The organism is Planomonospora antibiotica, assembly GCF_014647955.1.
Taxonomy (GTDB): domain Bacteria; phylum Actinomycetota; class Actinomycetes; order Streptosporangiales; family Streptosporangiaceae; genus Planomonospora; species Planomonospora parontospora.
The window spans coordinates 15954-41416 of sequence record NZ_BMQE01000051.1 but is presented as its reverse complement, the minus strand read 5'-3'; the positions used below and the strand labels follow the sequence as shown (position 1 = coordinate 41416).

General features: G+C 72.7%; 22 protein-coding genes and 1 pseudogene. 14 read left to right on the top strand and 9 right to left on the bottom strand.

Translation table 11 applies throughout. The annotated features are described in order from the left end of the window. Positions 1–100 precede the first annotated feature (100 nt). Both IEZ06_RS30390 and IEZ06_RS30385 read left to right on the top strand, forming a co-directional pair. Positions 101–1258, top strand: coding sequence for a CaiB/BaiF CoA transferase family protein (locus tag IEZ06_RS30390; protein ID WP_189240121.1), 1158 nt, complete (start codon positions 101–103; stop codon positions 1256–1258). Then, on the top strand, positions 1255–2748 hold the full coding sequence (locus IEZ06_RS30385; RefSeq protein WP_229798921.1) for a carboxyl transferase domain-containing protein: 1494 nt from the start codon (positions 1255–1257) through the stop codon (positions 2746–2748). Before IEZ06_RS30390 ends, IEZ06_RS30385 begins: the two co-directional genes overlap by 4 nt. Before the next feature lie 24 nt (positions 2749–2772). Here the strand turns inward: IEZ06_RS30385 and IEZ06_RS30380 are convergent, their stop codons facing one another. Genes IEZ06_RS30380 through IEZ06_RS30365 form a run of 4 tightly spaced genes read right to left on the bottom strand, consistent with a single transcriptional unit; the run spans position 2773 to position 5480 of the window. Then, a complete protein-coding gene (locus IEZ06_RS30380) occupies positions 2773–3204 on the bottom strand; it encodes a UCP033725 family protein (protein WP_189240120.1) in 432 nt (143 codons plus the stop codon). Further along, the gene (locus tag IEZ06_RS30375; protein ID WP_229798919.1) at positions 3201–3665 is read right to left on the bottom strand and encodes a hypothetical protein; all 465 of its coding nucleotides are present in this window, start codon (positions 3663–3665) and stop codon (positions 3201–3203) included. The genes IEZ06_RS30380 and IEZ06_RS30375 overlap by 4 nt, the downstream gene beginning before the upstream one ends. A 10-nt stretch (positions 3666–3675) precedes the next feature. After that, positions 3676–4530, bottom strand: coding sequence for a carbon-nitrogen hydrolase family protein (locus tag IEZ06_RS30370; RefSeq protein WP_189240119.1), 855 nt, complete (start codon positions 4528–4530; stop codon positions 3676–3678). Then, positions 4527–5480, bottom strand: a complete 954-nt coding sequence (locus tag IEZ06_RS30365; RefSeq protein WP_229798917.1) for a DUF418 domain-containing protein — start codon at positions 5478–5480, stop codon at positions 4527–4529. Before IEZ06_RS30365 ends, IEZ06_RS30370 begins: the two co-directional genes overlap by 4 nt. 96 nt (positions 5481–5576) lie before the next feature. Here IEZ06_RS30365 and IEZ06_RS30360 point away from each other — a divergent pair, with 96 nt between their 5' ends. The 4 genes and pseudogenes from IEZ06_RS30360 to IEZ06_RS30350 all read left to right on the top strand — a co-directional run. Continuing rightward, entirely contained in the window at positions 5577–5945 is a 369-nt protein-coding gene (locus IEZ06_RS30360; protein ID WP_189240118.1) for a type II toxin-antitoxin system RelE/ParE family toxin, read from the top strand. After that, complete coding sequence (locus tag IEZ06_RS30355) at positions 5942–6277, top strand: helix-turn-helix domain-containing protein (protein WP_229798915.1); 336 nt, start codon at positions 5942–5944, stop codon at positions 6275–6277. Before IEZ06_RS30360 ends, IEZ06_RS30355 begins: the two co-directional genes overlap by 4 nt. Before the next feature lie 188 nt (positions 6278–6465). Further along, a complete protein-coding gene (locus IEZ06_RS36830; RefSeq protein WP_203872256.1) occupies positions 6466–6720 on the top strand; it encodes a transposase in 255 nt (84 codons plus the stop codon). Positions 6721–6735: 15 nt separating this feature from the next. Continuing rightward, positions 6736–7350 (top strand): annotated as a pseudogene (locus tag IEZ06_RS30350) (IS5 family transposase); the annotation flags it as partial. A gap of 50 nt (positions 7351–7400) precedes the next feature. Here IEZ06_RS30350 and lepB read toward each other — a convergent pair. Both lepB and IEZ06_RS30340 read right to left on the bottom strand, forming a co-directional pair. Beyond that, entirely contained in the window at positions 7401–8003 is a 603-nt protein-coding gene (gene lepB, locus IEZ06_RS30345; RefSeq protein ID WP_189240117.1) for a signal peptidase I, read from the bottom strand. A 46-nt stretch (positions 8004–8049) separates the two neighbouring features. After that, on the bottom strand, positions 8050–9051 hold the full coding sequence (locus tag IEZ06_RS30340; RefSeq protein WP_189240116.1) for a LacI family DNA-binding transcriptional regulator: 1002 nt from the start codon (positions 9049–9051) through the stop codon (positions 8050–8052). Positions 9052–9328: 277 nt separating this feature from the next. Between IEZ06_RS30340 and IEZ06_RS30335 the strand changes: the two genes are divergently transcribed. The 4 genes from IEZ06_RS30335 (at position 9329) to IEZ06_RS30320 (ending at position 13957) form a co-directional block, all read left to right on the top strand. Beyond that, complete coding sequence (locus IEZ06_RS30335) at positions 9329–10612, top strand: ABC transporter substrate-binding protein (RefSeq protein WP_229798913.1); 1284 nt, start codon at positions 9329–9331, stop codon at positions 10610–10612. A gap of 148 nt (positions 10613–10760) precedes the next feature. Then, complete coding sequence (locus IEZ06_RS30330; protein WP_189240115.1) at positions 10761–11687, top strand: carbohydrate ABC transporter permease; 927 nt, start codon at positions 10761–10763, stop codon at positions 11685–11687. Positions 11688–11690: 3 nt separating this feature from the next. Continuing rightward, entirely contained in the window at positions 11691–12584 is an 894-nt protein-coding gene (locus IEZ06_RS30325) for a carbohydrate ABC transporter permease (protein ID WP_189240114.1), read from the top strand. After that, positions 12581–13957, top strand: a complete 1377-nt coding sequence (locus IEZ06_RS30320; RefSeq protein WP_189240113.1) for a GH1 family beta-glucosidase — start codon at positions 12581–12583, stop codon at positions 13955–13957. The genes IEZ06_RS30325 and IEZ06_RS30320 overlap by 4 nt, the downstream gene beginning before the upstream one ends. A 62-nt stretch (positions 13958–14019) precedes the next feature. Here the strand turns inward: IEZ06_RS30320 and IEZ06_RS30315 are convergent, their stop codons facing one another. Together IEZ06_RS30315 and IEZ06_RS30310 are read right to left on the bottom strand one after the other, a co-directional pair. Then, a complete protein-coding gene (locus IEZ06_RS30315) occupies positions 14020–14853 on the bottom strand; it encodes an SWIM zinc finger family protein (protein ID WP_189240112.1) in 834 nt (277 codons plus the stop codon). Then, complete coding sequence (locus IEZ06_RS30310; protein WP_203872257.1) at positions 14850–18041, bottom strand: DEAD/DEAH box helicase; 3192 nt, start codon at positions 18039–18041, stop codon at positions 14850–14852. The genes IEZ06_RS30315 and IEZ06_RS30310 overlap by 4 nt, the downstream gene beginning before the upstream one ends. A 213-nt stretch (positions 18042–18254) precedes the next feature. Between IEZ06_RS30310 and IEZ06_RS30305 the strand changes: the two genes are divergently transcribed. The 3 genes from IEZ06_RS30305 to IEZ06_RS30295 all read left to right on the top strand — a co-directional run bounded on the left by IEZ06_RS30305 (position 18255) and on the right by IEZ06_RS30295 (position 23509). Then, the gene (locus IEZ06_RS30305; protein WP_189240111.1) at positions 18255–19418 is read left to right on the top strand and encodes a pyridoxal phosphate-dependent aminotransferase; all 1164 of its coding nucleotides are present in this window, start codon (positions 18255–18257) and stop codon (positions 19416–19418) included. 302 nt (positions 19419–19720) lie between these two features. Beyond that, positions 19721–22393, top strand: coding sequence for a helix-turn-helix transcriptional regulator (locus IEZ06_RS30300; RefSeq protein ID WP_203872258.1), 2673 nt, complete (start codon positions 19721–19723; stop codon positions 22391–22393). 216 nt (positions 22394–22609) lie between these two features. Then, a complete protein-coding gene (locus tag IEZ06_RS30295) occupies positions 22610–23509 on the top strand; it encodes an AfsR/SARP family transcriptional regulator (RefSeq protein WP_189240110.1) in 900 nt (299 codons plus the stop codon). A gap of 58 nt (positions 23510–23567) precedes the next feature. On the opposite strand, the gene IEZ06_RS30290 is transcribed toward IEZ06_RS30295, so the two are convergent. Further along, complete coding sequence (locus IEZ06_RS30290; protein WP_189240109.1) at positions 23568–24098, bottom strand: MauE/DoxX family redox-associated membrane protein; 531 nt, start codon at positions 24096–24098, stop codon at positions 23568–23570. 187 nt (positions 24099–24285) lie between these two features. Here IEZ06_RS30290 and IEZ06_RS30285 point away from each other — a divergent pair, with 187 nt between their 5' ends. Beyond that, entirely contained in the window at positions 24286–25419 is a 1134-nt protein-coding gene (locus IEZ06_RS30285; RefSeq protein ID WP_189240108.1) for a GRAS family protein, read from the top strand. The last annotated feature ends 44 nt before the right edge of the window (positions 25420–25463 follow it).

Here is a 25463-nt window from a genome sequence, read left to right as displayed (position 1 = left end):
GTATCGTTCCGCACGGGGAGCTCGCACGCCCGCCGTGCGCCCCCGTGCCTTTCCGGGCCCTGTTCGGCTAGGATCGGCGACTCTCACCCGGAGGTCGATCTTGCAGGGAGCCTTTGGCGACATCGTCGTCCTGGACCTGTCCCGCGCGCTGGCCGGGCCGCACGCCGCGCAGATGCTCGGCGACCTGGGCGCCAGAGTGATCAAGGTGGAGCACCCCGGCGGGGGCGACGAGTCACGGGGCTGGGGCCCGCCCTTCGTCGGCCCCGAGGGCGACATCTCCACCTACTTCCTGGCCGCCAACCGCAACAAGCTCTCGATCGCGCTCGACCTCAAGTCCGCCGAGGGCCGGGACCTGGTCGAGCGCCTGGTACGGCAGAGCGACGTGCTGGTCGAGAACTTCCGGACCGGCGTCCTGGACCGGCTGGGCTTCTCCGTCGAGCGACTGCACGAGCTCAACCCCCGCCTGGTCGTCCTGTCGATCACCGGGTTCGGCCACGACGGCCCCGAGGGCGGCCGGCCCGGTTACGACCAGATCGCCCAGGGCGAGGCCGGGCTGATGAGCCTCACCGGCCCGTCGTCCGCCGAGCCGTACCGGGTGGGCGCCTCCATCGCCGATCTGCTCGCCGGCATCCACGGCGCCTACGGCGTGGCCGCCGCCCTGTACGAGCGGGAGCGCACCGGCCGGGGGAAGGTCGTGCGGACCTCGCTGCTGGCCGCGGTGACCGGCGTGCACTCCTACCACGGCACCGCCTGGACGGTCGGCGGCCAGGTGCCCGGGGCGGGCGGCAACCACCACGCCTCGATCGCCCCCTACGGCGCGTTCCGCTGCGCCGACGGCATGGTCCAGATCGCGGCGGCCAACGAGGGGCAGTGGCGGAAGGTCGCCGCCCTGCTGGGCATCGATCCGGAGGACCCGCGGTACGCCACGAACCGGGAGCGGTTCACGCACCGCGACGAGCTGATCGCCGACATGGAGAAGGCGCTCGCCGCCCGCGACCGCGCCCACTGGCTGGCCGCGCTCGGCGGGGCCGGCGTGCCCGCCGGGGCGATCCGCTCCATCGACGAGGTCTACGCCTGGGAGCAGACGCGCTCCCAGGGGCTCGTCGTGACGGTGGACCACCCGGTGCTCGGCCCGGTCGAGCTGCCCGGCCCCCCGCTCCGCTTCGACGGCGAGCCGCCCCGCGAGCACACCGCCCCGCCCGCCCTCGGCCAGCACGGTGAAGAGGTGCTCGCCTGGCTCGAGGAGCGGGAGAGGTGAGGCCGGACCGGCCGGACGTGCGGGCCCTGATCGCGGCCGTCCTCGACCCCGGCACGTGGCGGTCGTGGGACTCCCCGCCCGCCGACCCCGCGGAGCCGGGGTCCGACTACGCGGCGGAGCTGGCGGCGGCGCGGGCCCGCTCAGGGTACGACGAGTCGGTCGTCACCGGGGAGGGCCTGCTCGACGGGCGCAGGGTCGCGGTCGTCGCGTGCGAGTTCTCCTTCCTGGCCGGGTCGATCGGGCTGGCCGCGGCCGAGCGGCTCACCGCCGCGGTCGAGCGCGCCACCGCCGAGCGGCTCCCGCTGCTGGCCGCCCCGGCCTCCGGGGGAACCCGGATGCAGGAGGGCGCGCTCGCCTTCACCCAGATGGTGAAGATCACCGCCGCGGTGGCCGCGCACCGCGCCGCGGGCCTGCCGTACGTCGTCTACCTGCGCCACCCCACCACCGGTGGGGTGTTCGCCTCCTGGGGCTCCCTCGGGCACGTCACCGCGGCCGAGCCGGGCGCGCTGATCGGCTTCCTGGGACCCCGGGTCTTCGAGTCGCTGCACGGCTACCCCTTCCCCGAGGGGGTCCAGGTCGCCGAGAACCTCTTCGCGCACGGCCTGGTCGACGCCGTCGTCTCCGCCGAGGACGCCCGCCAGATCGCGGTCCGGGCGCTGGCCGTGCTCTGCGCCCCGCGCGATGGCCTGGACCCCGGGCCCGAACCGGACGGGGGCGTCCCGGCGGTCGGGGCGTGGGAGGCCATCACCCGCTCCCGGCGGGACGACCGGCCCGGCGTGCGGGAGCTGCTGCGGTCCGGCGCCCGCGACGTCACCCCGCTCAACGGCACCGGCACCGGCGAGAACGACCCCGGCCTGCTGCTGGCCCTGGCCCGGTTCGGCGCGGCTCCCGCGGTCGTGCTCGGCCAGGACCGGTACCGCCAGCGGTCCGTGGCGCCGCTCGGCCCGGCCGGGCTCCGGGTGGCGCGGCGCGGCATGCGCCTGGCCTCGGAGCTGGGCCTGCCGCTGGTCACCGTGATCGACACGGCCGGCGCCGCACTGTCGAAAGCGGCCGAGGAGGGCGGCCTGGCCGCCGAGATCGCCCGCTGCCTGGCCGACCTGGTGATGCTCGACGCCCCGACGGTCTGCCTGCTGCTCGGCGAGGGCGCGGGCGGCGCGGCCCTCGCGCTGCTGCCGGCGGACCGGGTGCTGGCCGCCCAGCACGCCTGGCTCTCCCCGCTCCCCCCGGAGGGGGCCTCGGCGATCCTCTACCGGAGCGTGGACTTCGCCCCGGAGATCGCCGCCGCCCAGGGCGTGAAATCCACCGACCTGCGCCGGGACGGCATCGTGGACCGGATCGTCCCGGAGTCGCCCGACGCCGCCTACGAGCCGGAGGAGTTCTGCCGCCGGGTGGGCGCCGCGCTGGAGTACGAGATCGCCCGCCTGCTGGCCGGGGACCCGGCCGACCGGCTCGCGGCCCGGCTCGCCCGCTACCGCCGGCTCGGGCTGTAGCGGGCCGGGCGGGCGGGACGGGGGCTACGGTTCGGACTTCGCCGGGGTGAGCGGGACCGGGACGCGCTCGATCCGGACCGAGACGACCTCGTCGCGGGGGACCACCACCTCGTAGGCGCCGTGGTCGACCATCCAGTAGCCCAGCGCCTCGGCCTTCAGCCCGCTGTGCCCGGTGTAGGCGATGTGCAGGCTCTCCTCGCCGTTCTCCTCCGTGGCGTCCAGGACCAGGCACGGCTCGCCGCCGAACGCGCCGACCGTGCGGACCAGCACCAGCCACTCGAGGTCCTCGCGGGCGACCGCGGCCCGCCAGTAGCCCCGGGCGGGCTCGAAGCCGTCGGCGGCCTCCTCGCTGAACAGCACGACCTCGCCCGCGTCCGGGCCCAGGGCCGCCGCGTAGGTGCGCTCCCGGTAACAGGCGACGAAGCCCGACGCCACCGGCTCGATCTCCGCGCTCATGGGGCGGGCCGCCAGGTGAGGCCGTCGTAGCGGGCGAAGGGCCGCTCCTCCCGGTCGATGGTCACGTGGATGATCTCTGCCCCCGGGGGGATCGGCATCGGCATGGTGTGGAACTGCGGCACGACGTGCTCGCGCGAGGTGGTGAAGCCGTTCCCGGCGAACGGCGGTGAATCGTTCCAGTCGCCGCCCATGTGCGGGCCGTACGGCACGACGTAGGTGTCCACGTCCCGGGCGAACCACCGCAGGAGGTAGAGCTCGGGCACGGTGACGGCCAGCTCCGAGCCGTCGAAGCCCAGGTCGAGGCCCATGAAGAGCTGCGCGGGGGTGGTCAGCCGGACGCAGTCCTGCACCCGGTAGACGTACCCCGAGATCACGGTCCGCTGACCGGCCAGGTAGGGCACGAGCAACCGGGGCGGGATGACCTTCTGCATCTGTGTTCTGCGTCCAGGGGGCTCACTCACGGATGGCATTTTACGATCTCTTGAACGGCGGCCGCCGGTGTTCGAGGCACGGGAGGGCATTGCGGGTGACAATCGTGACCTGAGGGTCCAGAACGCACGTCTGCACGGCGGGGGTCGGGCCCAGGTCGGCGCGGACCACGCCCATCGGGTCGACCAGCAGGCTCCGGCCGATGCCGAAGCCGTCGGCGGCCTCCGGGTTCGGCGCCTGGCCCACGGCCGCGGTCCAGGTGGTGTTCTCGATCGCGCGGGCCCGCACCAGGGTCGTCCAGTGCTCCTCCTTCATCGGCCCCGACCCCCACGCGGCGATCACCGCGAACAGGTCGGCCCCGAGGTCCGCCAGCGCCCGGGTCAGCTCGGGGAAACGCAGGTCGTAGCAGGTGACCAGGCCGACCCGGAGCCCGGCCAGCTCCACGACCACCGGCTCGTCGCCCGGCTCGACCAGCTCGGACTCGCGCGCTCCGAAGGAGTCGAACAGGTGGATCTTGCGGTAGGCGGCCTTCAGCTCCCCGTCGGGGCCGATGGCCACCGCGGTGTTGCGCACCCGGGGCGCGCGGCCGCCACCGGCGGGCCCTGTGTTCGACGCGGTGTCCGTCGCGGTGTCCGGCGCGGAACCCGGTTCGAACACCCCGGCGATCACGGACAGGCCGAAGGCGCGGGCGGACTCGGCCAGTCCGGTGACGAACGGCCCGTCCAGCGGCTCGGCCAGCTCCGTGATGCGCCGGCCGTACCGGGTGAGCGAGGCCTCGGGGAGGATCGCCAGCTCCGCGCCGTCGGCGGCGGCCCGCTCGACGGAGCGGCGGACCTGGTCGAGGTTGGCGGAGGGGTCGGTGGAGACCGGGATCTGGCACAGGGCGATGCGGGTCACGGCTCCGACCCTATCCGGCGGTTCGGGACCCGTTCCATCCACGTCAGGCACCGCCACACCCACTCCAGCGGGCCGTACCGGAACCGGGCCAGCCACCAGCGGCTGAAGGCGGTCTGGACGGCCAGCACGGCCGCCGCCAGCGCCACTCCCGCCCACCGGGTCGGGTCGGCGGTCAGCAGCGGCAGCGCCAGCAGGATGACCGGGGTGCTCATCAGGTAGTTCGTCAGCGCCATCCGGCCGAGCGGGTTGAGGACGGCGGTGAGGGGGCCGCGCAGCCGGGTGCGCAGGAGCAGCAGCAGCCCGGTGCAGTAGGCCGCCGCGCAGGCCAGCCCGGCGGCGGTGTAGAGGCCCGTCGCGTACGTGCCGTTCCACAGCCAGACGAGCCACCCGCCCGCGGCCGCGCTCGCCAGGAAGGCGGGGAGCAGCAGGCGCTCGGGCGGGCGGTACTCCATCAGGGCCGCCCCGATCAGGAACAGCCCCGGGACGAGCACCACCACGAACACCCCGCCGGCGACGAACCCGCCGCCGAGGGAGGCCGCCCACGCCGTCACGGCGGCCCCGAGCAGCAGCACCGCCGAGCGCGGCAGGAACGAGGCGGGCAGCAGCACCAGCATCCCGAAGAGCGCGTACGGCAGCAGCACCTCGCCGGGGTTGACCGCCCAGTGCACGGCGCCGAAGCAGGCCAGTACGGCCAGGCGGCGCAGCAGCGCCAGGCGGGGGCGCGGGGTCCGCCCGGCGGCGGAGCGGAGGAACAGCACGAAGCTCAGGCCGAACAGGAACGAGAAGACCGGGTAGAACCGGCCCTGGAGCAGGTTCTCCACCGCCCAGTCGACGGGGGGCCGCCCCGGGTCCTCCAGGTGGCCGCGGGTGTGCTGCCAGGTGTTGACCACCATGATCCCGCAGATGGCGAAACCGCGGAGCGCGTCCAGCTCGTGAAGCCTGCGTGTCACCGGATCACCTTATTCGTCACCCCGGTCCCGCGAGTCCGACGAAAACCTTTGAACCATGCCGACTCCTCGATATGACCGATCGGTTATAGTAGGGCGATGAGCTGGGAAATCAGCCTGCATCCCGAGGTGGAAGAGTGGTACCTGGCGATCTGCGTGAGCGATCCCGAGACGGCCGATCTGATCCAGGACGCCATCGATCAACTCGCGGAGGAGGGGCCGACGGCGCGCCGACCGCTGGTCGACCGGTTGCAGGGAAGCCGTTTTCACAACATGAAGGAACTGCGGCCGCCCTCATCGGGCAGCAGTGAAATTCGGATCATCTTCGCGTTCGACCCGGCGCGCGAAGCCATCTTTCTGGTGGCCGGCGACAAGGCGGGCAATTGGGAAGGATGGTATCGCCAGGCGATCCCGCTGGCCGATGAGCGATTCGAAGAGCATCTGGTCGCGTTGAAGGAGGAGGAATGATGAGCGGCGGATACTCCAAGTGGACAGAGGTCAAGGCGAAGGCGCGGGCGCTCGACCCGCGTTCGGATGCCGAGCGGGCAGCCGGACGAGAGGTCGCCCGTCAGCGTCGGGAGGCATACGTGCGGGGCTACCAGCTCGCTGAGATGCGCAAGGCCGCCGGTGTCACCCAGGTGGAGCTCGCCGTCGCCCTCGGTGTGACACAGGCGCGGATCTCCAAGATCGAGAACGGCGAGGTGTCCGGAATCGACGTCGTACGCGCCTACGTCGCGGCGCTCGGAGGAACGGTCGATCTCGTCGCGACCCTGGGTGATCGCACGTGGAAGGTCGCCTGATGGGGACTGTCCTCATCAAGTAGCAGGGTGACGGTGACGCAGGGACGAAGCCGACGGAGGTGTGTTCCCCCGGGATGCGAGGGCAGCGGTAGCAGTCGTCTGAGAAAGTGTTGGGTAATTGATCAACCTCGGTCTGTAGCCGCCGGGTGGTGGCCCTTGCGGATCCCGGCTTCGCCAGGATCACCGGTATGTGTGTCTGTGCATGTAAGCCCGCCTATGACACGTCCCTGACCGACGCCCAGTGGGCGGTGATCGCGCCGTTGCCGCCCATACGGGACCCGCGCCGGGGCGGACGCCCGTTGAAGTTCCCGCGCCGGTTGATCATCGACACGGTGCTGTACGTGCTGGGCACCGGCTGCGCCTGGCGGCTGATCCCGCACGATCCGGCGCCGTGGGACGCGGCCTACCGGTGGTTTCGCGCCTGGACGGCCGACGGCACCTGAAATCGCGTCCATGACGCGCTGCGCGGGAAGGTCCGCACCGCCGAGGGCCGTGACCCGCAGCCGTCGGCGGCGGTGCTGGACTCGCAGTCCGTGCGGACCTGCCAGGGCGGTGAGGCGATCGGCTTTGATGCGGGCAAGCGGGTGCGGGGCCGCAAGCGCCACCTGCTGGTGGACACCTGCGGTCTGGTGCTGCGGGCGGTGGTGCATTCGGCCTCGGTGCAGGACCGGGCCGGCGCCAAGCTGGTCCTGTCCGGGATCCGGAGGGTGTTTCCGCAGGTGGGTCTGGTGTGGGTGGACGGCGGGTACGTCAACGCCGTCGATTCCGGGTTGGTGGGCTGGGCTGCGGGGGCGGAGAACGTCGAGATCGTCGCGGTGCCGCGCAACGCGGACGTGAAAGGCTTTCAGGTGCTGCCCCGCAGGTGGGTGGTGGAACGGACGTTCTCCTGGTTGGGACGGTGCAGAAGGTTGGCCCGCGATTACGAGCGCAAGACCGCGCACGCCGAAGCGATGATCAAGGTGGCCATGATCCGGCTCATGGCCGCCCGGCTGGCCGGGGAGGAGGTCGAGCCGCATGGTCCGATCGAGACCGAAGCGGCTCGACGCCTCGCCGAAGACCTTAATCCGGAGTAATCACCCGGTTACCCAACACTTTCTGAGGCCTGTCGGCTCTCATCGGTCCCCTATCCGTCTCCGGCGAACACCCTGGTGAACGCGTCCGGGGTCGAGAGGACGGTGATCCGGGAGAGGGGCCAGAAGACCGCCACGGCCCGGCCGGTCACCTCGTCCTCCGCGATCGTCCCCTCGCCTCCGTGCTCCTCGTGGTCACGGGAGTCCTGGGAGGCCGAGCGGTGGTCACCCATGACCCACAGGCGGCCCTGGGGGACGACCTTCTCGAACTCGTCCTTCGAGGGGAAGTCGTCGGGGTGGAGGTGGTCCTTCTCATCGAGGGGGATCCCGTTCACAGTGATCCGCTTCTGGGCGTCGCAGCACTTGACCGTGTCACCGCCGATCGCGATGACCCGTTTGATGGTGTCCGTGCCGTCCCATCCCTTGAAGACCACCACGTCGCCGCGCTCGGCCGCGCCATGCAGCTTGTTGACGACCACGCCGTCGCCCACGTGCAGGGTGTTCTCCATGGACTCCGACGGGATCCAGAACACCCGGAAGGTGAACGCCTGCAGCAGCACCGCCGCCACGACGCCGCATCCCAGCAGGAACAGGCTCTCACGCACGCCTCCCCTGCGGGAGGGCTTCTTCTGCTCGTTCTCGGACCCGGCGGTCATCGGTCGCCCCCATCGGCCTCGGGTTTTCGCGGTGAGTCCGCCGATGCTATGTCGTGCCGCGGACGATCAGCGCGGTGGGCAGGACGCTGGGCGGGGGCGGCACGGCGGCGGTGCCGTCGATCATGGCGACGAGGGCGGCGGCGGCGGCCGTGCCGAAGCCGGCCTTGTCCTGGGCGACGGTGGTCAGGCCCGGCTGCACCAGTGCGGCGAGCTCGATGTCGTCGAACCCGATCACCGCGATGTCCTCGGGGACCTTCAGGCCCGCCTCGGCGATCGCGCGGATCGCGCCGATCGCCATCTCGTCGCCGGCCGCGAAGACGGCGTCGGGGCGCTCGTCGGCCTCCAGCAGGCGCCGCATCGCGGTGTAGCCCCCGGACAGGTAGAAGTCGCCCTCGACCACGAGGTCGTCGCGCACGGGCAGGCCGAGGCCGGCGAGTGCGGCGCGGTAGCCGGCCAGCCGCTCGGCGCCCGGCACCGTACGGCCCGGCCCGGCGATCGTGGCGATCGCCCGCCTGCCCCGTTCGTACAGGTGGTCCACCGCGGTGCGGGCGCCGCCGGCGTTGTCGGAGATGACGTGGGTCGCCCGGGGCCCCGTGACCGGGCGGTCCAGTGAGACGCAGGGCACGCCGCTCTCCGCGAGCCGGAGCAGGGCGGGGTCCTGCGTGCCGTTGTCGATGAAGACCACGCCGTCGAGATTGTGTCTTCTCACGGCACGGTCGTGACTGCCTTCATTGTCGCTCGTGGCGAGCATGAGAAGGTGATATCCCCGTTCGCTCAGCGCCGTTTTCAGGCCGATGAGGATTTCCTGGAGAAAAGGGTGCCGCCATCCGGGGCGCCGGTGGTGCGTGTCCCAGACGAGGCCGATCATGTAGGACTTCTTTGTGGCAAGGGTCCGGGCGGACTCGTTCGGCAGGTAGCCGATGCGCGCCGCGACGCGGAGGACATTCTGGCGGGTGTCGGGGTTCACCACCTCGGGGTTGTTGAAGACTCGGGAGACTGTCGCCACCGACACGCCGCACTGACGTGCCAGCTCTCTGATCGTTGCCACGACCGCACACTATCGCATCTCTGCATGTAACCGGTTTCATGTAACCGGTTACACGGGACCGTAGCCCGCCGTCCCCGGCGCGTCAAGGCCCAATCTCCGCCGGTGCGGGAAAGCTCCGGATTCCCGCACCGCTGAACGGTCCGGACTTCACACCGTGAATTCGCCGCTTGACAGGACGGCGTTTTGTCGGTGAAATCTCGTCCACCGCGTGTTGCCCGCGGTCGCACATCCTCCGCATCTCTGGGACACATCTCTCCTGCCGTGAAAAAGGAGTCCCATGTCCTCGAGAATGCTGCGCGTGCTGGCCGGAACGGCCGTGCTGGGAGTGCTCGCCGCCGGCTGCGGATCGCAGGGAGGCGCCGCCGGAGCCGGCGCCTCCGGCGGCGAGAAGATCACCCTGAGCCTGAACCTCTTCGGCAACATGGGCTTCAAGGAGCTCTACGCCGAGTACGAGGCCGCGCACCCGAACATCAAGATCGTGGAGCGGACCTCCGCCTACAACGACCACCACCGCAACCTCGCCGCCCACCTGGCGACCAAGCAGGGCGCCGCCGACATCGAGGGGATCGACACCGGCTTCATCGCCCAGTTCCGCGGCCAGCCCCAGCACTTCACCGACCTCAACCAGCACGGGGCCGCGGCCCTGAAGGACCGCTGGCTGCCGTGGAAGTGGGAGGCGTCCCTGGCCAAGACAGGCGCCCAGATCGGCTACGGCACCGACGTCGGCGGCCTGGCCATGTGCTACCGCCGCGACCTGTTCGAGAAGGCGGGCCTGCCGACCGACCGCGACGAGGTCTCCAAACTCTGGCCCGACTGGACGTCGTACTTCGAGACCGGCAAGAAGTACACCGCCAACAAGCCCGAGGGCGCCGCCTTCTTCGACGGGGCCCCGCAGGTCTTCAACGCGATGGTCGGACAGCTGCCCGTCGGCTACTACGACACCTCCGACCAGGTCGTCGTCGCGACCAACCCGGAGATCCGCAAGGCCTACGACCAGGCGCTGGAAGCCGTCGCCGGCGGCCAGTCCGCCAAGCTCGTCGGCAGCTCGCCGGCGTGGAACACCGGCTTCGCCAAGAGCCAGTTCGCCACCATCGCCTGCCCCGCCTGGATGCTCGCCAAGATCCAGGACCAGGGCAAGGAGTTCGCCGGCCAGTGGGACGTGGCCGCCATCCCCGGCGGCGGCGGCAACTGGGGCGGGGCCTACCTGACCGTGCCCGCCCAGAGCAAGCACCCCAAGGAGGCCGTCGAGCTGATCGCCTGGCTGACCGCCCCCGAGCAGCAGATCAAGGTGTTCACCAAGCACGGCATCCTGCCGTCGACCGTGGCGACCTACGACAAGCCCGAGGTCAAGAAGCTGACCCACGAGTTCTTCAACGACGCCCCCATCGGCGAGATCTTCACCACCGCGGCGCTCAACCTCAAGCCGCAGTACCAGGGGCCGCGCGCCGGTGACATCCAGACCGCCATCCGCGACGGGATGAACCGGGTCGAGGAGGGCAAGCAGAACGGCGACGAGGCCTGGGCGCAGATCCTCAAGGACATCGACCGCATCCAGAAGTGAACCCGGGAGAAGAGCCGGGAGCCGGCGGGCGGTCAGGGCTCGCCGGCTCCCCTTCCCGCGAGGACCCGCCCGCCTCCACGGGACCCGGCCGCCTCCACGAGGCCTCCGCCAGCCCGTACGGGGGACCCGTACCAGGGATGAGACACCGATGACCTCCGTGACCACGCGGCCGCGCCGCCGCCTCGCCTACACGCTCGACGTGAAGGGCTCGCCGTACATCTACATCGCCCCCTTCTTCATGCTGTTCGGCGCGCTCGGCCTGTTCCCGCTGCTCTACACCGCCTACGTCTCCATGACGGACTGGAACCTGCTGGAGACGACCCGCCAGTGGGTGGGGTTCGAGAACTACGCCGAACTGCTCACCGACGACTACTTCTGGAACGCGCTGTTCAACACGGTCAGCATCTGGCTGCTGTCGACGATCCCGCAGCTGCTGGTCGCCCTGGTCGTGGCGCACATGCTCAACCGGAGCCTGCGCGCCCGGACGTTCTTCCGGATGGGCGTGCTGCTGCCCAACATCACCTCGATCGTCGCGGTCACGATCATCTTCGCCCAGCTCTTCGGCCGCGACTTCGGCATGGTCAACTGGGCGATCGGGCTGGTCGGCCTGGACCCGATCGACTGGCAGGCCGGCACGCTCAGCTCCCACATCGCGATCTCGGTGATCGTGATCTGGCGGTGGACCGGGTACAACGCGCTGATCTACCTGGCGGCCATGCAGGCCGTACCGGGCCACCTGTACGAGGCCGCCACCATCGACGGGGCCGGGCAGTGGACCCAGTTCTGGAAGATCACCATCCCGATGCTCCGGCCGACGATCATCTTCACCGCCGTCGTCTCCACCATCGGCGGCTTCCAGATCATCGCCGAGCCGCTGCTCTTCCAGTCCGGCACCGGCAACCCGACCGGCGGCTCCGACCGGCAGTTCCAGACCGTCGGGCTCTACCTCTACGAGCAGGGCTTCGGCCTGTACGAGTTCGGCTACGCCTCGGCGATCGCCTGGACCCTCTGCCTGATCATCGTGGTCATGGCGCTGGTCAACTTCTCCATCACCCGACGGATCAAGAGCGGCTGAACCATGGCGACCACACTCACCCCCGCACCTGCGAAGAAGCCCGACGCCCCGCGCGAGCCGAGGCGGCGCCGGGTCCGCGCGCCGCGTACGGCGGGCTTCTGGACCTACGCGGCGCTCATCGCGTTCCTGCTCGGCTCGCTGTTCCCGGTCTACTGGTCGCTCGTCGTCGCCTCGCACGACAACGACGCGATCGGCAAGGTGCCGCCGGTGCTGACCCCCGGCGGCCACCTGTTCGAGAACATCGCCCGCGTCTTCGACACCACCGCCTTCGGGCAGGCGCTGTTCAACTCGTTCCTGGTGTCGGGCACGGTCACCGTCTCGGTGGTGCTCTTCTCGACCCTGGCCGGGTTCGCCTTCGCCAAGCTCCGCTTCCGGGGGCGCAAGGGCCTGCTGGTGGCGGCGATCGCCACCACGACCGTCCCCCACCAGCTCGGCATCATCCCGCTGTACATCATGATGGGGGAGCTGGGCTGGACCGGGCGCATCGAAGCGGTGATCGTCCCCGGCCTGGTGACGGCGTTCGGCGTCTTCTTCATGACGCAGTACCTTTCCAGCGCCGTGCCCGACGAGCTGCTGGAGGCAGGGCGGATGGACGGCTGCACCACGATCCGGCTGTTCTGGCACGTGGTGCTGCCCGCGGCCCGGCCCGCCGCGGCCGTGCTCGGCCTGTTCACCTTCATGCAGGCCTGGAACGACTTCTTCTGGCCGCTGGTCGTGCTCACCCCGGAGAACCCGACCGTCCAGGTCGCGCTCTCCACCCTGGCCAGCGGCTACACGACGGACTTCGCACTCGTGCTGACCGGCACCGTGATCGCGACCATCCCCATGGTGGTCGTGTTCGCGCTGCTCGGCAGACAGATCATCGGAGGAATCATGTCTGGAGCGATCAAGGGATGACGGCCATCGAAGAGCGAGCCCGGCAGACGCGGCTCTTCCCCCCGGGGTTCGTCTGGGGGGTCGCCACCTCGTCGTACCAGATCGAGGGGGCGGTCGACGCCGACGGGCGCGGCCCGTCGATCTGGGACGCCTTCTCCCGGGTGCCGGGCGCGGTGGCGGCGGGGGAGTCGGGCGACCCCGCCTGCGACCACTACCACCGCTGGCCGGAGGACGTGGAGCTGATGGCCGGCCTCGGCGTCGGCGCCTACCGGCTCTCGGTGGCCTGGCCGCGCGTCTTCCCCGACGGGGGCGGCCGGGTCAACCGGCGGGGGCTGGACTTCTACCGCCGGCTGGTCGACGGGCTGAACGAGCGCGGCATCACCCCGTTCGTCACCCTCTACCACTGGGACCTGCCGCAGGCGCTGGAGGAGCGCGGCGGCTGGCGGGTCCGCGAGACCGCCGAGCGTTTCGCCGAGTACGCCGAGACCGTGCACGGGGCGCTGGAGGGCGTGCCGTACTGGATCACGCTGAACGAGCCCTACTGCTCCTCGATCACCGGGTACGCCGAGGGCCGCCACGCGCCCGGCGCCCGCGAGGGGCACGGCGCGCTGGCCGCCGCGCACCACCTGCTGGTCGGGCACGGCCTGGCGGTCGCCCGGATGCGGGGCAGCGCCCGTCCCGGCGAGCAGATCGGCGTGACCCTCAACATGTCCCCGGCCGTGCCCGCGAGCCCGTCGGCCGAGGACGCCGCCGCCGCGCGCCGGATGGACCTGATGGTCAACCGGCAGTTCACCGAGCCGCTGCTGGGCGCCGCCTACCCCGGCGACATGGCGAAGGTCTACGGGGAGATCAGCGACTTCTCGTTCCGCCGCGACGGCGACCTGGCGCTCATCTCGGCGCCGCTGGACTTCCTCGGGGTGAACTACTACTACCCGATCCACGCCGCCGACGCGCCGTACGAGCAGCCCGACCCGGCGCTGCGCTCGGCCTTCGACATCGGCGTGCGCACGGTGGCGCCCGACGGGCCGCCGGTCAGCGGGCTCGGCTGGCGCATCGAGCCGCGCGGCCTGCACGACACCCTCACCGGCCTGGCCGCCCGCTACCCCGGGCTGCCGCCGGTCTTCATCACCGAGAACGGCTACGGCGACGCCGGCGAGCTCGACGACACCGGCCGCGTCGACTACCTGCGCGACCACCTGGCCGCCACCGCGGCGGCCATCGGCGCGGGGGTGGACGTGCGCGGCTACTTCTGCTGGTCGCTGCTGGACAACTTCGAGTGGGCCCGCGGCTACGCCGCCCGCTTCGGCCTCGTCCACGTCGACTACGCCACCCAGGCGCGCACGCCCAAGGCCAGCTACCACTGGTACCGCGAGGCCATCGCCGAGCAGTTGTGACGTCCTCCTCGCAGCTGTGACGTCCTCCTCCCCGCACCCGGAGCGGCGCGGGGAGGAGGACCTCAGGTGTCGTCGTCTCCGGCGAGCCTGCGGTAGGCGGGTCGCAGGAGGTCCAGGATCGGGATGTGCCGCGCCTTGACCGGCGGCGCGTCGAGGATGCGCAGCAGCAGGTCGGGCGGGGTGTCGGGCAGCTGCGCGTGCTCGCGCAGGCGGGCCGGGGAGACGCCCGGCTGGTAGAAGTCCGCCAGCCGCTCGGCGAACGGCGCGTCGGCCACGTCGAACAGCCCCGGCCGGGCCGCGGGCCCGCCGCCGCCCGCCTCGCGGAGGGAGCGGAGCAGAGCCTCCCGGTCCATCCCCCGCCAGGCCAGCACCAGGAACGGGTCGTCGTCGAACGCCTCGGCCAGCACGTACAGCACCGCCGACAGGTGCTTGCAGGGGAAGCCCCAGTCGGGGCAGGTGCACTCCAGCTCCAGGTCGCGCTGGTCGGGGAAGAGCGGCAGGCCGTGCTCGTCGAAGACGTCCTCGATCTCCGGCGGCATCTCCCCGGCGAGCAGCTTCGCCCGGTAGAGCGCCTGTGCGGCGAGCGCCCCGGTGAGCCTGCGCCATTCGTCCGCGAGGTAGGCCGTGATCCCGATCCCGACCCGGTAGGGCGTGCGCCTGGAGCCCTGCACCCGGGCCGTGACCAGCCCGGGTGCGAGCTCCAGGTCGAGGACCTTACCGGACCGCGCGTACGTGCGGCCCCGGCTGAGCCTGCCGGAGTCGCAGATCCGCTCGAGGATGTCGACGAACCGGCGCGACCACCACTGCTCGCCGATCGATCCCCGGCGGTTGCGCGCCCGCAGGCCGCCCTCGATCCGGACCGGCCGGGCGGGCCCGGACGGCTTGCGCCCCCTCACGCGACGGCCTCGGGGCCGAGCCGGAACAGCTCGCGCAGCCGGTCGGTGGACAGGCCGGTGATCCAGTCCTCGCCGGTGCCGACGACGCTCTCGGCGAGGGACTTCTTCCGTTCGATCATCTCGTCGATCCGCTCCTCCAGGGTGCCCACGCAGATGAACTTCCTGACCTGGACGTTCCGGGTCTGGCCGATCCGGAAGGCCCGGTCGGTCGCCTGGTCCTCCACGGCGGGGTTCCACCACCGGTCCACGTGGACCACGTGGTTGGCGGCGGTCAGGTTGAGCCCGGTGCCCGCCGCCTTGAGCGAGAGCAGGAACAGCATCGGCTCGTCGTCGTCCTGGAACCGCTCGACCAGCGCGTCGCGCTGCTTCTTCGGCAGCCCGCCGTGCAGCCAGAGCACCGGCCGGTCCAGGTGCGCCGCGAGGTACGGCTGGAGCAGCGCGCCGAATTCGGTGTACTGGGTGAACACCAGCGCCTTGTCCCCCTCGCTGACGATCTCCTCGGCCAGTTCCTCCAGCCGGGCCAGCTTCCCCGACCGGCCGGGCAGCCGCGACCCGTCCTTGAGCAGGTGAGCCGGGTGGTTGCAGACCTGCTTGAGCTTCGTCATGGCGGCGAGCACGTTGCCGCGCCGCTCGATGCCCTCACTGCTGTCGATCCTGGACATCATGTCCTCGACCACGGCCTGGTACAGGGTCGCCTGCTCGGGAGTGAGGTTGCACCAGATCTTCATCTCCATCTTGTCCGGCAGGTCGGAGATGATCGTCTTGTCGGTCTTGAGGCGCCGCAGCACGAACGGCCCGGTGGCCCGTCTGAGCGCGGCCGCCGCCTGCTCGTCGCCGTGCCGCTCGATCGGCTCCTGGTAGCGCTCCCGGAACACCTTGGCCGAGCCGAGCAGCCCGGGGTTGCAGAACTCCATGATCGACCAGAGCTCCGCCAGGTGGTTCTCGACCGGGGTGCCGGTCAGCGCGAGCCTGCTCCCCGCCGGGAGGGACCGTACGGCCTGCGCCTGCCGGGCGGCGCTGTTCTTGATGGCCTGCGCCTCGTCGCAGACGACCCGTGCCCAGGAGAGAGCCGCCAGGGCCTCCCGGTCCCGCAGGGCGGTGCCGTACGTGGTGAGGACGAGATCGGCCCGCGCCGCCCGCTCGGCCAGCTCGTCGCCGCGCAGCCGGGCGGCGCCGTGGTGCAGGTAGACGTCGAGCGAGGGGGCGAACCTGGCCGCCTCCTTCTGCCAGTTGCTGAGCAGGGACATCGGGCACACCAGCAGGGTCGGGCCCGGCCGGGCGCCGCCGGCGCGCTCGTCCAGGAGCAGGGCCAGGGTCTGCGCGGTCTTGCCCAGGCCCATGTCGTCGGCGAGGACGCCGCCGAGCCCGAGGCCCGACATGAAGCCGAGCCAGGACAGCCCGCGCTCCTGGTACGGCCGGAGCACGCCGTGGAACGCCGCCGGGGTCGCGATCGGCTCCAGGCGGCGGTCCGCCTCGCCGGAGAGCAGGTCCCCCAGCAGGCCGTCGGCGTCCACCTCGACCAGCGGCACCCCGTCGTCGCCGCCCCGGACGACCTCCCGGACCACCTCGGCGACCGTCATCACGCCCGCCCGGCGGTTCTCGACGGCCTTCAGCGCGGCGTCGAGCTGCCGGTCGTCCAGCTCGACCCAGCGGCCCCGCACCCGGACCAGCGGCACCTTGAGCCTGGCCAGCTCGGCCAGCTCCTCCTCGTCGATCGCCTCGTCGCCGATGGCCAGGTCCATGCGGAAGTCCACCAGCTGGTCCAGCCCGAACCCCTGGCCGGAGGCCGCCCCCGGGCCGGTCTCCTGGGAGCGGGCCGTGAGCTTGAGCCCCAGCTTCGTCCGGCCCGCCCAGGCGGGCAGCTGCACGCCGAACCCGGCGGCCGCGAGGAGCGGAGCGGTCCGGCGGAGGAACAGGAACGCGCCCGCGGTGTCCAGGACGAGCTCCGAGGGCGCGGGGGTGCGCAGCGGCTCCTCCAGCGCGGGGTAGAGCCGCGCGGCCCGGCCCAGCCCGGCGAGCAGCGCCTCGTCGGGGCGGGCGGGAAGGCCGGGGGCGGTCTCGCCCGCCCAGACGAGCGGGGCCGGCAGGTAGAGGCTCGGATCCTGGGACGACTGGACGGCGAACTCCACCCGCCAGGACGCGCTGTCCGGCGGCTGTGCGGACCGGCCGCGGGACCTGCCGCGTCCACGGCGTTCACCGGACTCGCCGTGCCCGCCGTACTCCGCGACGAGATCGGCCCGGGGGGCGGGTCCGGACGCCGGTTCGAGCCGGGAACCGGGTTCGGGTTCGGGTTCGGTCAGGCGGAAGCAGACCCTGACCGCGGTGTCGAGCAGGTGCGCCGACCTGAACCACTCCTGGAGCGGCCGGGCCAGACCGTCCGCCTCGGCCCGGGTCAGCGCGCCGAGCACGGCGTCCTCCCCGGTGAGCGCCACCGTCCAGCGGTCCGCGATCGGGCTGCGGCGCCCCGGCCGGTGGCCGCCGAGCAACCGGTCGGGGAGGGCCCGCCGCACCGCCGCGTCGGTGAGGCCTGCCAGGGCCTCCACCAGCACGTGGGCCGAGGGCCGTTCCTCCTCGGCGGCCCGGCAGACGGGAGGCATCGCGGTGGCGAGCTCGCGGAAGCGGTCGGCGTAGGGGCCGGTCAGCACCGGCCGCCACCGCGCCGCGTGGCCCTCCTCCTCGGCGACGAGCTGGGGCAGCACCTGGCCGCGGCGGACCAGCTCGCGCGCGTACTCCGCGACGACGGTGAGATAACGCAGGGACGCTCCCGGAACCGGCACCGGCGGGCCGTCCGCCCCGTCCGGGGACCCGTCGGGCTCGCGCTCCTCCGCGGGGCGCCGGACCGCCTCGTCGAGGCGGTCGAGCAGGTCCAGCGCCGCGCCGGGCGCGACGACCAGGGTGGGAACCCGCCAGGAGGCGATTCTCGGCTGCCGGGCGGCGGCCTCCATCCCGGACTCGGGGGAGGGCAGCGGCCCCCGGGCCGAGCTCGGCAGGAGCAGGACGAGCTCGTCCGCGACGGCCTTGCCCGCGGCCTCCCCCCAGTGCCGCAGGCAGGCGGAGACGTCCGCCGCCGGAGCCGCGAACGGATGCGGGCGGACCTTCGCCCGGGAGACGCCCAGAGCGGGGCGGGACGGATCCTCCGCCCAGAGCGCCAGCCGATCGCCGACCCAGACCCCGTGGATCACCAACACCGTCGAATCCTCCCCGTGTCCCCGGAAACCGTACAGTTTCCGGGGACGCCGTGACACCGTCATCGCCTGGCGGCGGGGCATGCCATGGGGCGCGGACCCTCCCGGCTCCGCTCGGGCCCGTGCGGAGCCGCCGGGGTCTGCTCGGGCCCGTGCGGACCCGCCGGGGTCTGCTCGGCCGGGGCCACCCGTGGCGTGCCCGCTACGCTGGCGTCCGTGAGCGATCCCCTGGTGGCGCGGATGCGCGAGTTCGGTACGACGATCTTCGCCGAGATGACGGCGCTCGCCCTGCGGACGGGCTCGGTCAACCTGGGACAGGGCTTCCCCGACACCGACGGGCCGCCCGCGATGCTGGAGCGGGCGGTCGAGGCGATCCGCGACGGCCTCAACCAGTACCCTCCCGGCCCCGGCGTCCCGGAGCTGCGCCAGGCCGTCTCCGAGCACCGCGAGGACCACTACGACCTGGCCTACGACCCCGACGGGGAGGTCCTGGTCACCGTGGGGGCGACCGAGGCGATCGCGGCGGCGGTCCTGGCGCTCTGCGAGGCCGGTGACGAAGTGATCGTCTTCGAGCCCTACTACGACTCCTACGCCGCCTCCGTCGCGCTGGCCGGGGCCGTGCTCCGCCCGGTCACGCTCCGTCCCGCCGGGGGCCGCTTCACCTTCGACCCGGCCGAGCTGCGGGCGGCGGCCGGGCCCCGGACCCGGGCGATCCTGGTCAACTCCCCGCACAACCCGACCGGGACCGTGTTCACCCGGGCGGAGCTGGAGACCATCGCCGGGCTCTGCGCCGAACACGACCTGGTCGCGATCACCGACGAGGTCTACGAGCACCTGACCTTCGACGGCGTCCCGCACATCCCGCTCGCCACCCTGCCGGGCATGCGCGAGCGCACCGTGATGATCTCCTCGGCGGGTAAGACCTTCTCGGTGACGGGCTGGAAGACGGGCTGGATCTGCGCTCCGGCGCCGTTCGTCCGGGCGGTGCAGACGGTCAAGCAGTTCCTCACCTTCACCGCCTCCGCCCCCTGGCAGCTCGCCGTGGCCTACGCCCTGCGCCACGAGCTGGACTGGGTGGCCGACCTCCGCACCGACCTGCAGGCCAAGCGGGACCGCCTCACCGCGGGGCTGTCGGCCGCCGGTCTCGACGTCTACCGCCCCGACGGGACCTACTTCGTCCAGGCCGACATCCGCCCGCTGGGCTTCACCGACGGCCTGGCCCTGGCCCGTGAGCTCCCGTCCCTGGCCGGGGTGGTCGCCGTCCCCACCCAGGTCTTCTACGCCCACCCCGAGCGCGGCCGGCACTTCGTCCGCTTCGCCTTCTGCAAACGCGACGAGGTCATCGACGAGGCCGTGACCAGGCTCCGGAAGCTCTCCTAAAGCGGTCTGACCTGCACGAACGTCCTGAAGAGGTCTGATCGGCCCTGGGGGCGTCCGCCCGGCGGGCTCGGCCCTCGAACGCCCCGTTGGCTCCGCACCTCCTTCCGGAGAGAGGGCCGGGCTCTGCGGTCCGGGAGCGCGTCTCAGGGTCTCGCATCACGTAGAGACCCTCTGGCGTCCTTTTCTCACCTTTCCTTCCCTTGTCGTCGGATTCCGGCGGACAATCAAGGGGCGTCTCCGGCCGGCCTCGCCGACCGGCCCCCGCACGACACGCTCGATTCCGATGGAAGGAGAGGCCCGCGGTGGCGACGGCTGAGGTGGTGCCGAGACGGTGGTCCCTGGTGGGCCGCGACGCGGAGTTGAAGGCCTTCGAGGCGGCCCTCGATGAAACCGGTTACAGCGGGTTCCTGATCTTCGGTGAGCCCGGCGTCGGCAAGACACGGCTGGCGGAGGAGTGCCTCGCCGTCGCCGGCCTGCGGGGGCACGCCGTGGGCCGCGCCGCCGCGACCGGCGCGGCGGCCGAGATCCCGCTCGGGGCGATAGCCCATCTGCTGCCGGACGGGGTGGACCTGTCGCACCCCGTCGCGGGCTTCGCGACCGCGGTCCGGCTCATGTCGCGGGCCTACACCGCGGCCGCCCGCCTCGTCCTGCTCATCGACGATCTGCACCTGCTCGACTCCGCCTCGGCCCTGCTGCTGCGCCAGCTCATGGAGACCGGCGCCGTGTTCCTGCTGGGCACGGTGCACTCGGACGCCTCGTCCGCGGAGAGCGTCGTGACGCTCGGGCGGGGCGACGCCGTCCATCACGCGGACCTCGTGCCGCTGACGTGGCGGGAGGCGAACGGGCTCCTCCAGGCCGCCCTGGCCGGGCACGTCCACCGAGAGACCGTCGACCGGCTGCACGCCGCGAGCGGCGGCAACCCGCTCTACCTGGGCGAACTGGTGCGCGGTGCGCTGGCCGAAGGCAGGCTGGCGAACGACGGGGAGATCTGGCGGCTGGCCGCCGCCGAGCCCCTCCCGGTCACCCGCCGCCTCACGGACCTGATCCGCCACCGGCTCGCGGCGGTGGCCCCGCGCGCGCGCCGCGTCCTCGACGTCCTCGCGCTGTGCGGCCCGGTGTCCGTCGCCGACCTGGAGCGCGAGCCCGGCGCCGAGGTCCTGGACGAGCTGGAGCGGGCCGGACTCGTCACCACCGTACGGGAGGGACGCCGTGTGTACGCCCGGCTGGCGCACCCCCTCTACGCGGAGGTGCTGCCCGCGGACGTCACCGAGCCGCGCCGCCGGGAGATCCTGCGCGAGCAGGCGGACAGGCTGGAACGGACCGGCGCGCGCCGCCGGGAGGACGCCATGCGCCTGGCCTCCTACCGGCTCGCCGGCACCGGCACTGCCGACCCGGCCCTCCTCCTCCAGGCCGCCCGGCTCGCCTCGTACGGCGGCGACCACGCCGGCGCGCTCGTCTTCCTCCGGGCGATTCCCGGAGAGGACCTCACCTTCCCGGCGCTGCTCCTGCTCGGCCGTACGCTGTCGGAGGCGGGCCGGCCGCAGGAGGCCGAGGACACGCTGCGCAGGGCGGACGGGGCCGCCGCCACGGAGCGCCGCGCGCTCGCGGTGGCGCTGGCGCGCACGCACAACCTCATGTGGTGCCGCGGCGCGGCCCGGGAGGAGGCCGTCGCGGCGAACGACGCCGCGCGCGACCGTGTCACCAGCCCCGCGGGCCTGTGGGTGCTGCGGGTGAACGAGGCCAACATCCTCTCCAGCCTGGGGTACCACGCCGAGAGCCTCGGCCTGCTCGACGGCATGCCGGAGGAGGAACCGCCGGCGGGCGACCTCGCGGCCGCGGTGACGTGGACGGCCGCCGCGGCGACGAGGGCCAGCGGGCTGGCCTTCCTGGGGCACGGAGAGGAGGCGGTGCGCTGGGCCGAGCGGGCCGTGGCCCTGTGCGCGAAGGCGAAGGAGGAGGGCAGGGGCCACAGCCCGCAGGAGGCGGCCGCGCGGTCCGCCCTCGTCCTGGCCCTGACCGAGAGCGGACGCCTGGAGGAGGCCCGCGCCGCAGGCGAGCACGCCTGCACCGGCCCGGCCGGGGCGCCGACCGGATGGCAGCGCACCCTCCTGGCCTTCCCCCTCGCCCGCAACGCCTGGCTGGCCGGCCGGCCGGCCTCGGCGCGCCGCCGGTACGCGGAGATCGTGCACGACACCCGCCCCCAGGGGGTGATCATCCGTCCGCTCGCCCTCGCCGGCCTCGCGGCGGCCGCCGCGCTGCAGGGGGACGTGCGCGCGGCGGAGGCCGCCCTCGCCGAGCACGCCGGGCTCGCGGCGCCGGTGCACGTGCCCGAGGAGCGGCTCGGCGAGGCGTGGACGCACGTGGCGCGCGGGGAGCAGGGCGAGGCCAGGGCGGTGCTGCGGGCGGCGGCGGCCGAGGCCCGCGAGCGGGGCCAGTTCTCCTCCGAGGCCGTGCTCCTGACGGACCTCGCGCGACTCGGGGGCGCCGCCGAGGCGGCGGGCCGCCTCGCGGAGCTCGCGAGGGCCGGGGGTCCCTTCACGGACGCCCGGGCACGGCTGGCCGCCGCGCTGGCCTCGGGCGACCCGGACGGCCTGTCTGCGGTGGCCGGGGACTTCGACCGGATGGGGGCGAACCTGCTCGCGGCGGAGGCGGCGGGCGCGGCGGCGGAGCTGTGGCGCGGCTCCGGGCACCCCCGGCAGGCCTCCGCCGCCGCGGCGCGGTCGGCGGCGAACGCCGCCCGGTGCGAGGGCGCGCGGACGCCCGTGTTGCGGACGGCCGGCGCGGCCATGCCGCTCACGGCCAGGGAGAAGGAGGTCGCGATCCTGGCCGCCGAGGGGCTGGCCAGCAAGGACGTCGCGGCCAAACTGACGATCTCCGTCAGGACGGTGGACAACCACCTGCAGCGCGTCTATGTGAAGCTGGGCGTCTCGACCCGCGGGGAACTGGCCGAGCGCCTCGGCCGCACGAGCGTGTGAACCGGCGGCGGGCACGGCCGCCATCCCGGATGAGCACGGATCGTCTCGATTTGAGTAGTCATCACTCAGGATCGCCGCCGATCTCTCCTCCATCCTGGAGGAGCACGCGCGGAGGGGCCGACCGCCGACGCGTGCGGCGAGGCACCCGGGAGACATCCCCCCGCGACCGGTCGCTTCGAGAACCGTCCGATCGAATACCGAGGAGAGGTCTCGACGATGTTCTTCCGTCTGCTGGGACGTGTCCAGGTCGAGAACGCCGACACGTCTCTCGTCATCGCCTCAGCCCCGATCAGGGGGTTGCTCGCCGCGCTCCTCCTCGAGGAGGGGCGCTTCGTCACGGTGGAGCAGCTGATGGGCTCCCTGTGGGAGAGCCCGCCCGACTCCGCCCGCAAGAACCTGCGGCTGCACGTGGCCCGCCTGCGCGGTCAGCTGGCGGCGCTGGACCTGCGGGAGCGGCTGGGCACCCTGCGGGGAGGCGGGGGAGGCTACCGGTTGCTGGCCGCCCCCGAGGAGGTCGATGCGATCAGGTTCAAGCGGCTGACCGACCGGGGTTTCGCCGAGCTGCGTGCGCGGTCCGTGAGCACGGCTGAGACGACCCTCGCCGAAGCCCTCAAGCTGTGGCAGGGGTCCATCGGACAGGACTGCACCGCCTCCGAGCGGTTGAGAGCCCGGTTCGCCGCCTTCGACGAGCTGCACCTGACGGCGCGGGAACGACTGGTGGAGGCCCGCCTGTGCCGTGGCCGTACGATCGAGCTCGTCCCGGAGATCCTCGACATACTGAGCGCCGCGCCCTTCCGGGAGAACTCCTGGGCGCACCTGATGCGCGCCTACTACCTGGGCGGCGACGCGGCGGGGGCGATCTCGGCATGGGACCGTGCCACCGCGACACTCGGCGACCGGCTGGGGCTGGACCTCTCCGCCGAGCTGCGCGAGCTGCATCTCTCCGTGCTCCGCCGGGATGATCACGCGGTTCGCGGTTCGATGGCTCCGGGTCCGGACGGGCGCCCGGGTCCGGCGCATCCCGTGACCGTGCGCTCCCACCGGGCGGCCGGCCACCGGCCGGCGCCCCGGAGCCGCGTCGCGCTCAGCGGTCCGGGCGGGTGCACGCCGGTGTGAGAGGCCGGCGGCTCCCCGGCCGCAACGGCCGCACCGCCACCGGCACCCGCCGTGGCGGTCAGGCGAGCGGCCGGAACAGCTCGGCGATCTCCTCGGTGAGCAGGACCAGGCCGGCTCCGGTCAGGCCGGTGGCCACCGACACCGCGACCCCGGCCGGTTCCGGCTCTGGGGAGGCGGTGGTGAAGGCGAGCACCGTCCCGGCCAGCGAAGCGGTCAGGAGTATCCCGTTCCGGACGAGCTGGGCGGGCCCCACCGGTGCGGACGGGGAGCCGAAGCAGTTGCAGGAGACCCGCCGGCGGGAACGCACGGCCGCCGCGATCGCGATGGTGAACGCGCCCAGCAGCACCACCGCGATCGCGAACCCGGCGCCGGCCGCGGCGGGAACGGCGAGCAGTACGGCCGCGGCCAGCTCACCGGCGACGACCGCGGGGGGCACGAGGCGTCGCGGCAGCAGCGGCACCCGCGGCGCCAGCTCACCGACGGCGGCTCGGAAGGAGGCGTACGCGCCGCGGCCGCGTAGTTTGCCGGCCGCCGAGACCGCGAAGACCACGCCGACCAGAAGACGGCAGCAGACCAGTACGTACTCCATGGCAATCCCTGCTCCGGGAGGGGCGCCGCGACCGGGTGGCCGTCGCGGCCCTCTCGTGACGGCTCCCCTTCACGGGGCCGAACGCTGTGACCAGGGCCAACCTAGAGACCTTCCGCATGGAGACGACATACGGGCGGCATGGGCGTCACGGTGCCGCCGGAACCCGACCTACCGAGGAGCGACCGAGATGAGATCATCCGCCTTCACCCTGCTTCGCCTGGCGGCGGCCGCCGCCGAGCAGAACCGGGAGCACGACCTGAGAACGTTGCTCGCACGGGTGCGTTCCGTCCTCGATCCCGAGGCCGACGCCCGGGACCTGCTGCCCGCCTACTACCTGGCGGGACTGTCCGGCCGTGTCGAGGGGCACCGGAGGGAGAACATCTACCTGCGGGGGTACGACCAGCCGCAGATCGACCTGTTCCGCCTCCTCACCGAGCATCTGCCTTTCGTGCGTGTGGGCATGCTGGCCAACGCGCACCTGCTGGACCGGCTGCGGGGGCACGCCACCGCGACCGTGCTGTCGATCGGCATCGGCCAGGGGCACCAGGAGAGCGCCCTGCTGGCCCAGGCCGCCACCGGAGGCCTGCCTCTGCGCCGGCTGGTCGTCATCGGCGTCGATCCCGCCGTCGACAGCCTGGCCGCCGCCGAGATCAACCTGAAGCGCGCCGGCGCCGAACACGGGATCGAGGTGACCTTCCACTCCGTGCCCGCCGCCACCGAGGAACTGGACGAGGACGCCTGGACGCTGATCGGCCGGTCGCCGCGCCCGCTGCTGGCGACGGCCTCGTTCGCCCTGCACCACATGATCGACCCGCACCCGGGGCAGGACGCGCGCGACGTCTTCCTGCACCGCCTGCGCGCCCTGGAGCCGGCCGCCGTCGCGCTGTGCGAACCGGACTCCGACCACCACCGGGCGAGCCTGCCGGAGCGGTTCGCCAACTCGTGGCAGATGTTCGGCACGCTCTTCGAGGCCATCGACGCCGCCCCCCTCACCCGCGCCGAGCACGACGCCATGAAGAGCTTCTTCGGCCGGGAGATCATCGACATCGTCGGCGCCGTCGACGAGCGCAGCCGGTACGAACGGCATGAGCCCACCGCCGCCTGGCTCCGGCGGCTCCGCCGCTGCGGGTTCCGGACCACCGTCCCGGTGATCACTCCGGAGCTGGAGCGGACGTTGGCGCCCTCCCCCGACTTCACCCTCTCCGTCCAGCCCGACCACGTGCGGCTCGGCTACCGGCAGGACCCTCTCGTGTCGATGATGGCGGCGGTCCCCGCCGCCACTCTCGGGGACCGCGTGGTGCGGGGTGATTCCCGGGACTGATGGAGACCCGTGGTGAAATATGGATGATCCGCATGTTTTGGTGC

What these genes read in the sequence shown, in the direction of transcription:
- IEZ06_RS30380 (WP_189240120.1), bottom strand. Translation starts at nt 3,204, where the DNA reads ATGAGCGCGGAGATCGAGCCGGTGGCGTCGGGCTTCGTCGCCTGTTAC.
- IEZ06_RS30360 (WP_189240118.1), top strand. Translation starts at nt 5,577, where the DNA reads ATGAGCTGGGAAATCAGCCTGCATCCCGAGGTGGAAGAGTGGTACCTG.
- IEZ06_RS30355 (WP_229798915.1), top strand. Translation starts at nt 5,942, where the DNA reads ATGATGAGCGGCGGATACTCCAAGTGGACAGAGGTCAAGGCGAAGGCG.
- IEZ06_RS36830 (WP_203872256.1), top strand. Translation starts at nt 6,466, where the DNA reads ATGTGTGTCTGTGCATGTAAGCCCGCCTATGACACGTCCCTGACCGAC.
- lepB (WP_189240117.1), bottom strand. Translation starts at nt 8,003, where the DNA reads ATGACCGCCGGGTCCGAGAACGAGCAGAAGAAGCCCTCCCGCAGGGGA.
- IEZ06_RS30335 (WP_229798913.1), top strand. Translation starts at nt 9,329, where the DNA reads ATGTCCTCGAGAATGCTGCGCGTGCTGGCCGGAACGGCCGTGCTGGGA.
- IEZ06_RS30330 (WP_189240115.1), top strand. Translation starts at nt 10,761, where the DNA reads ATGACCTCCGTGACCACGCGGCCGCGCCGCCGCCTCGCCTACACGCTC.
- IEZ06_RS30325 (WP_189240114.1), top strand. Translation starts at nt 11,691, where the DNA reads ATGGCGACCACACTCACCCCCGCACCTGCGAAGAAGCCCGACGCCCCG.
- IEZ06_RS30320 (WP_189240113.1), top strand. Translation starts at nt 12,581, where the DNA reads ATGACGGCCATCGAAGAGCGAGCCCGGCAGACGCGGCTCTTCCCCCCG.
- IEZ06_RS30295 (WP_189240110.1), top strand. Translation starts at nt 22,610, where the DNA reads ATGTTCTTCCGTCTGCTGGGACGTGTCCAGGTCGAGAACGCCGACACG.
- IEZ06_RS30290 (WP_189240109.1), bottom strand. Translation starts at nt 24,098, where the DNA reads ATGGAGTACGTACTGGTCTGCTGCCGTCTTCTGGTCGGCGTGGTCTTC.
- IEZ06_RS30285 (WP_189240108.1), top strand. Translation starts at nt 24,286, where the DNA reads ATGAGATCATCCGCCTTCACCCTGCTTCGCCTGGCGGCGGCCGCCGCC.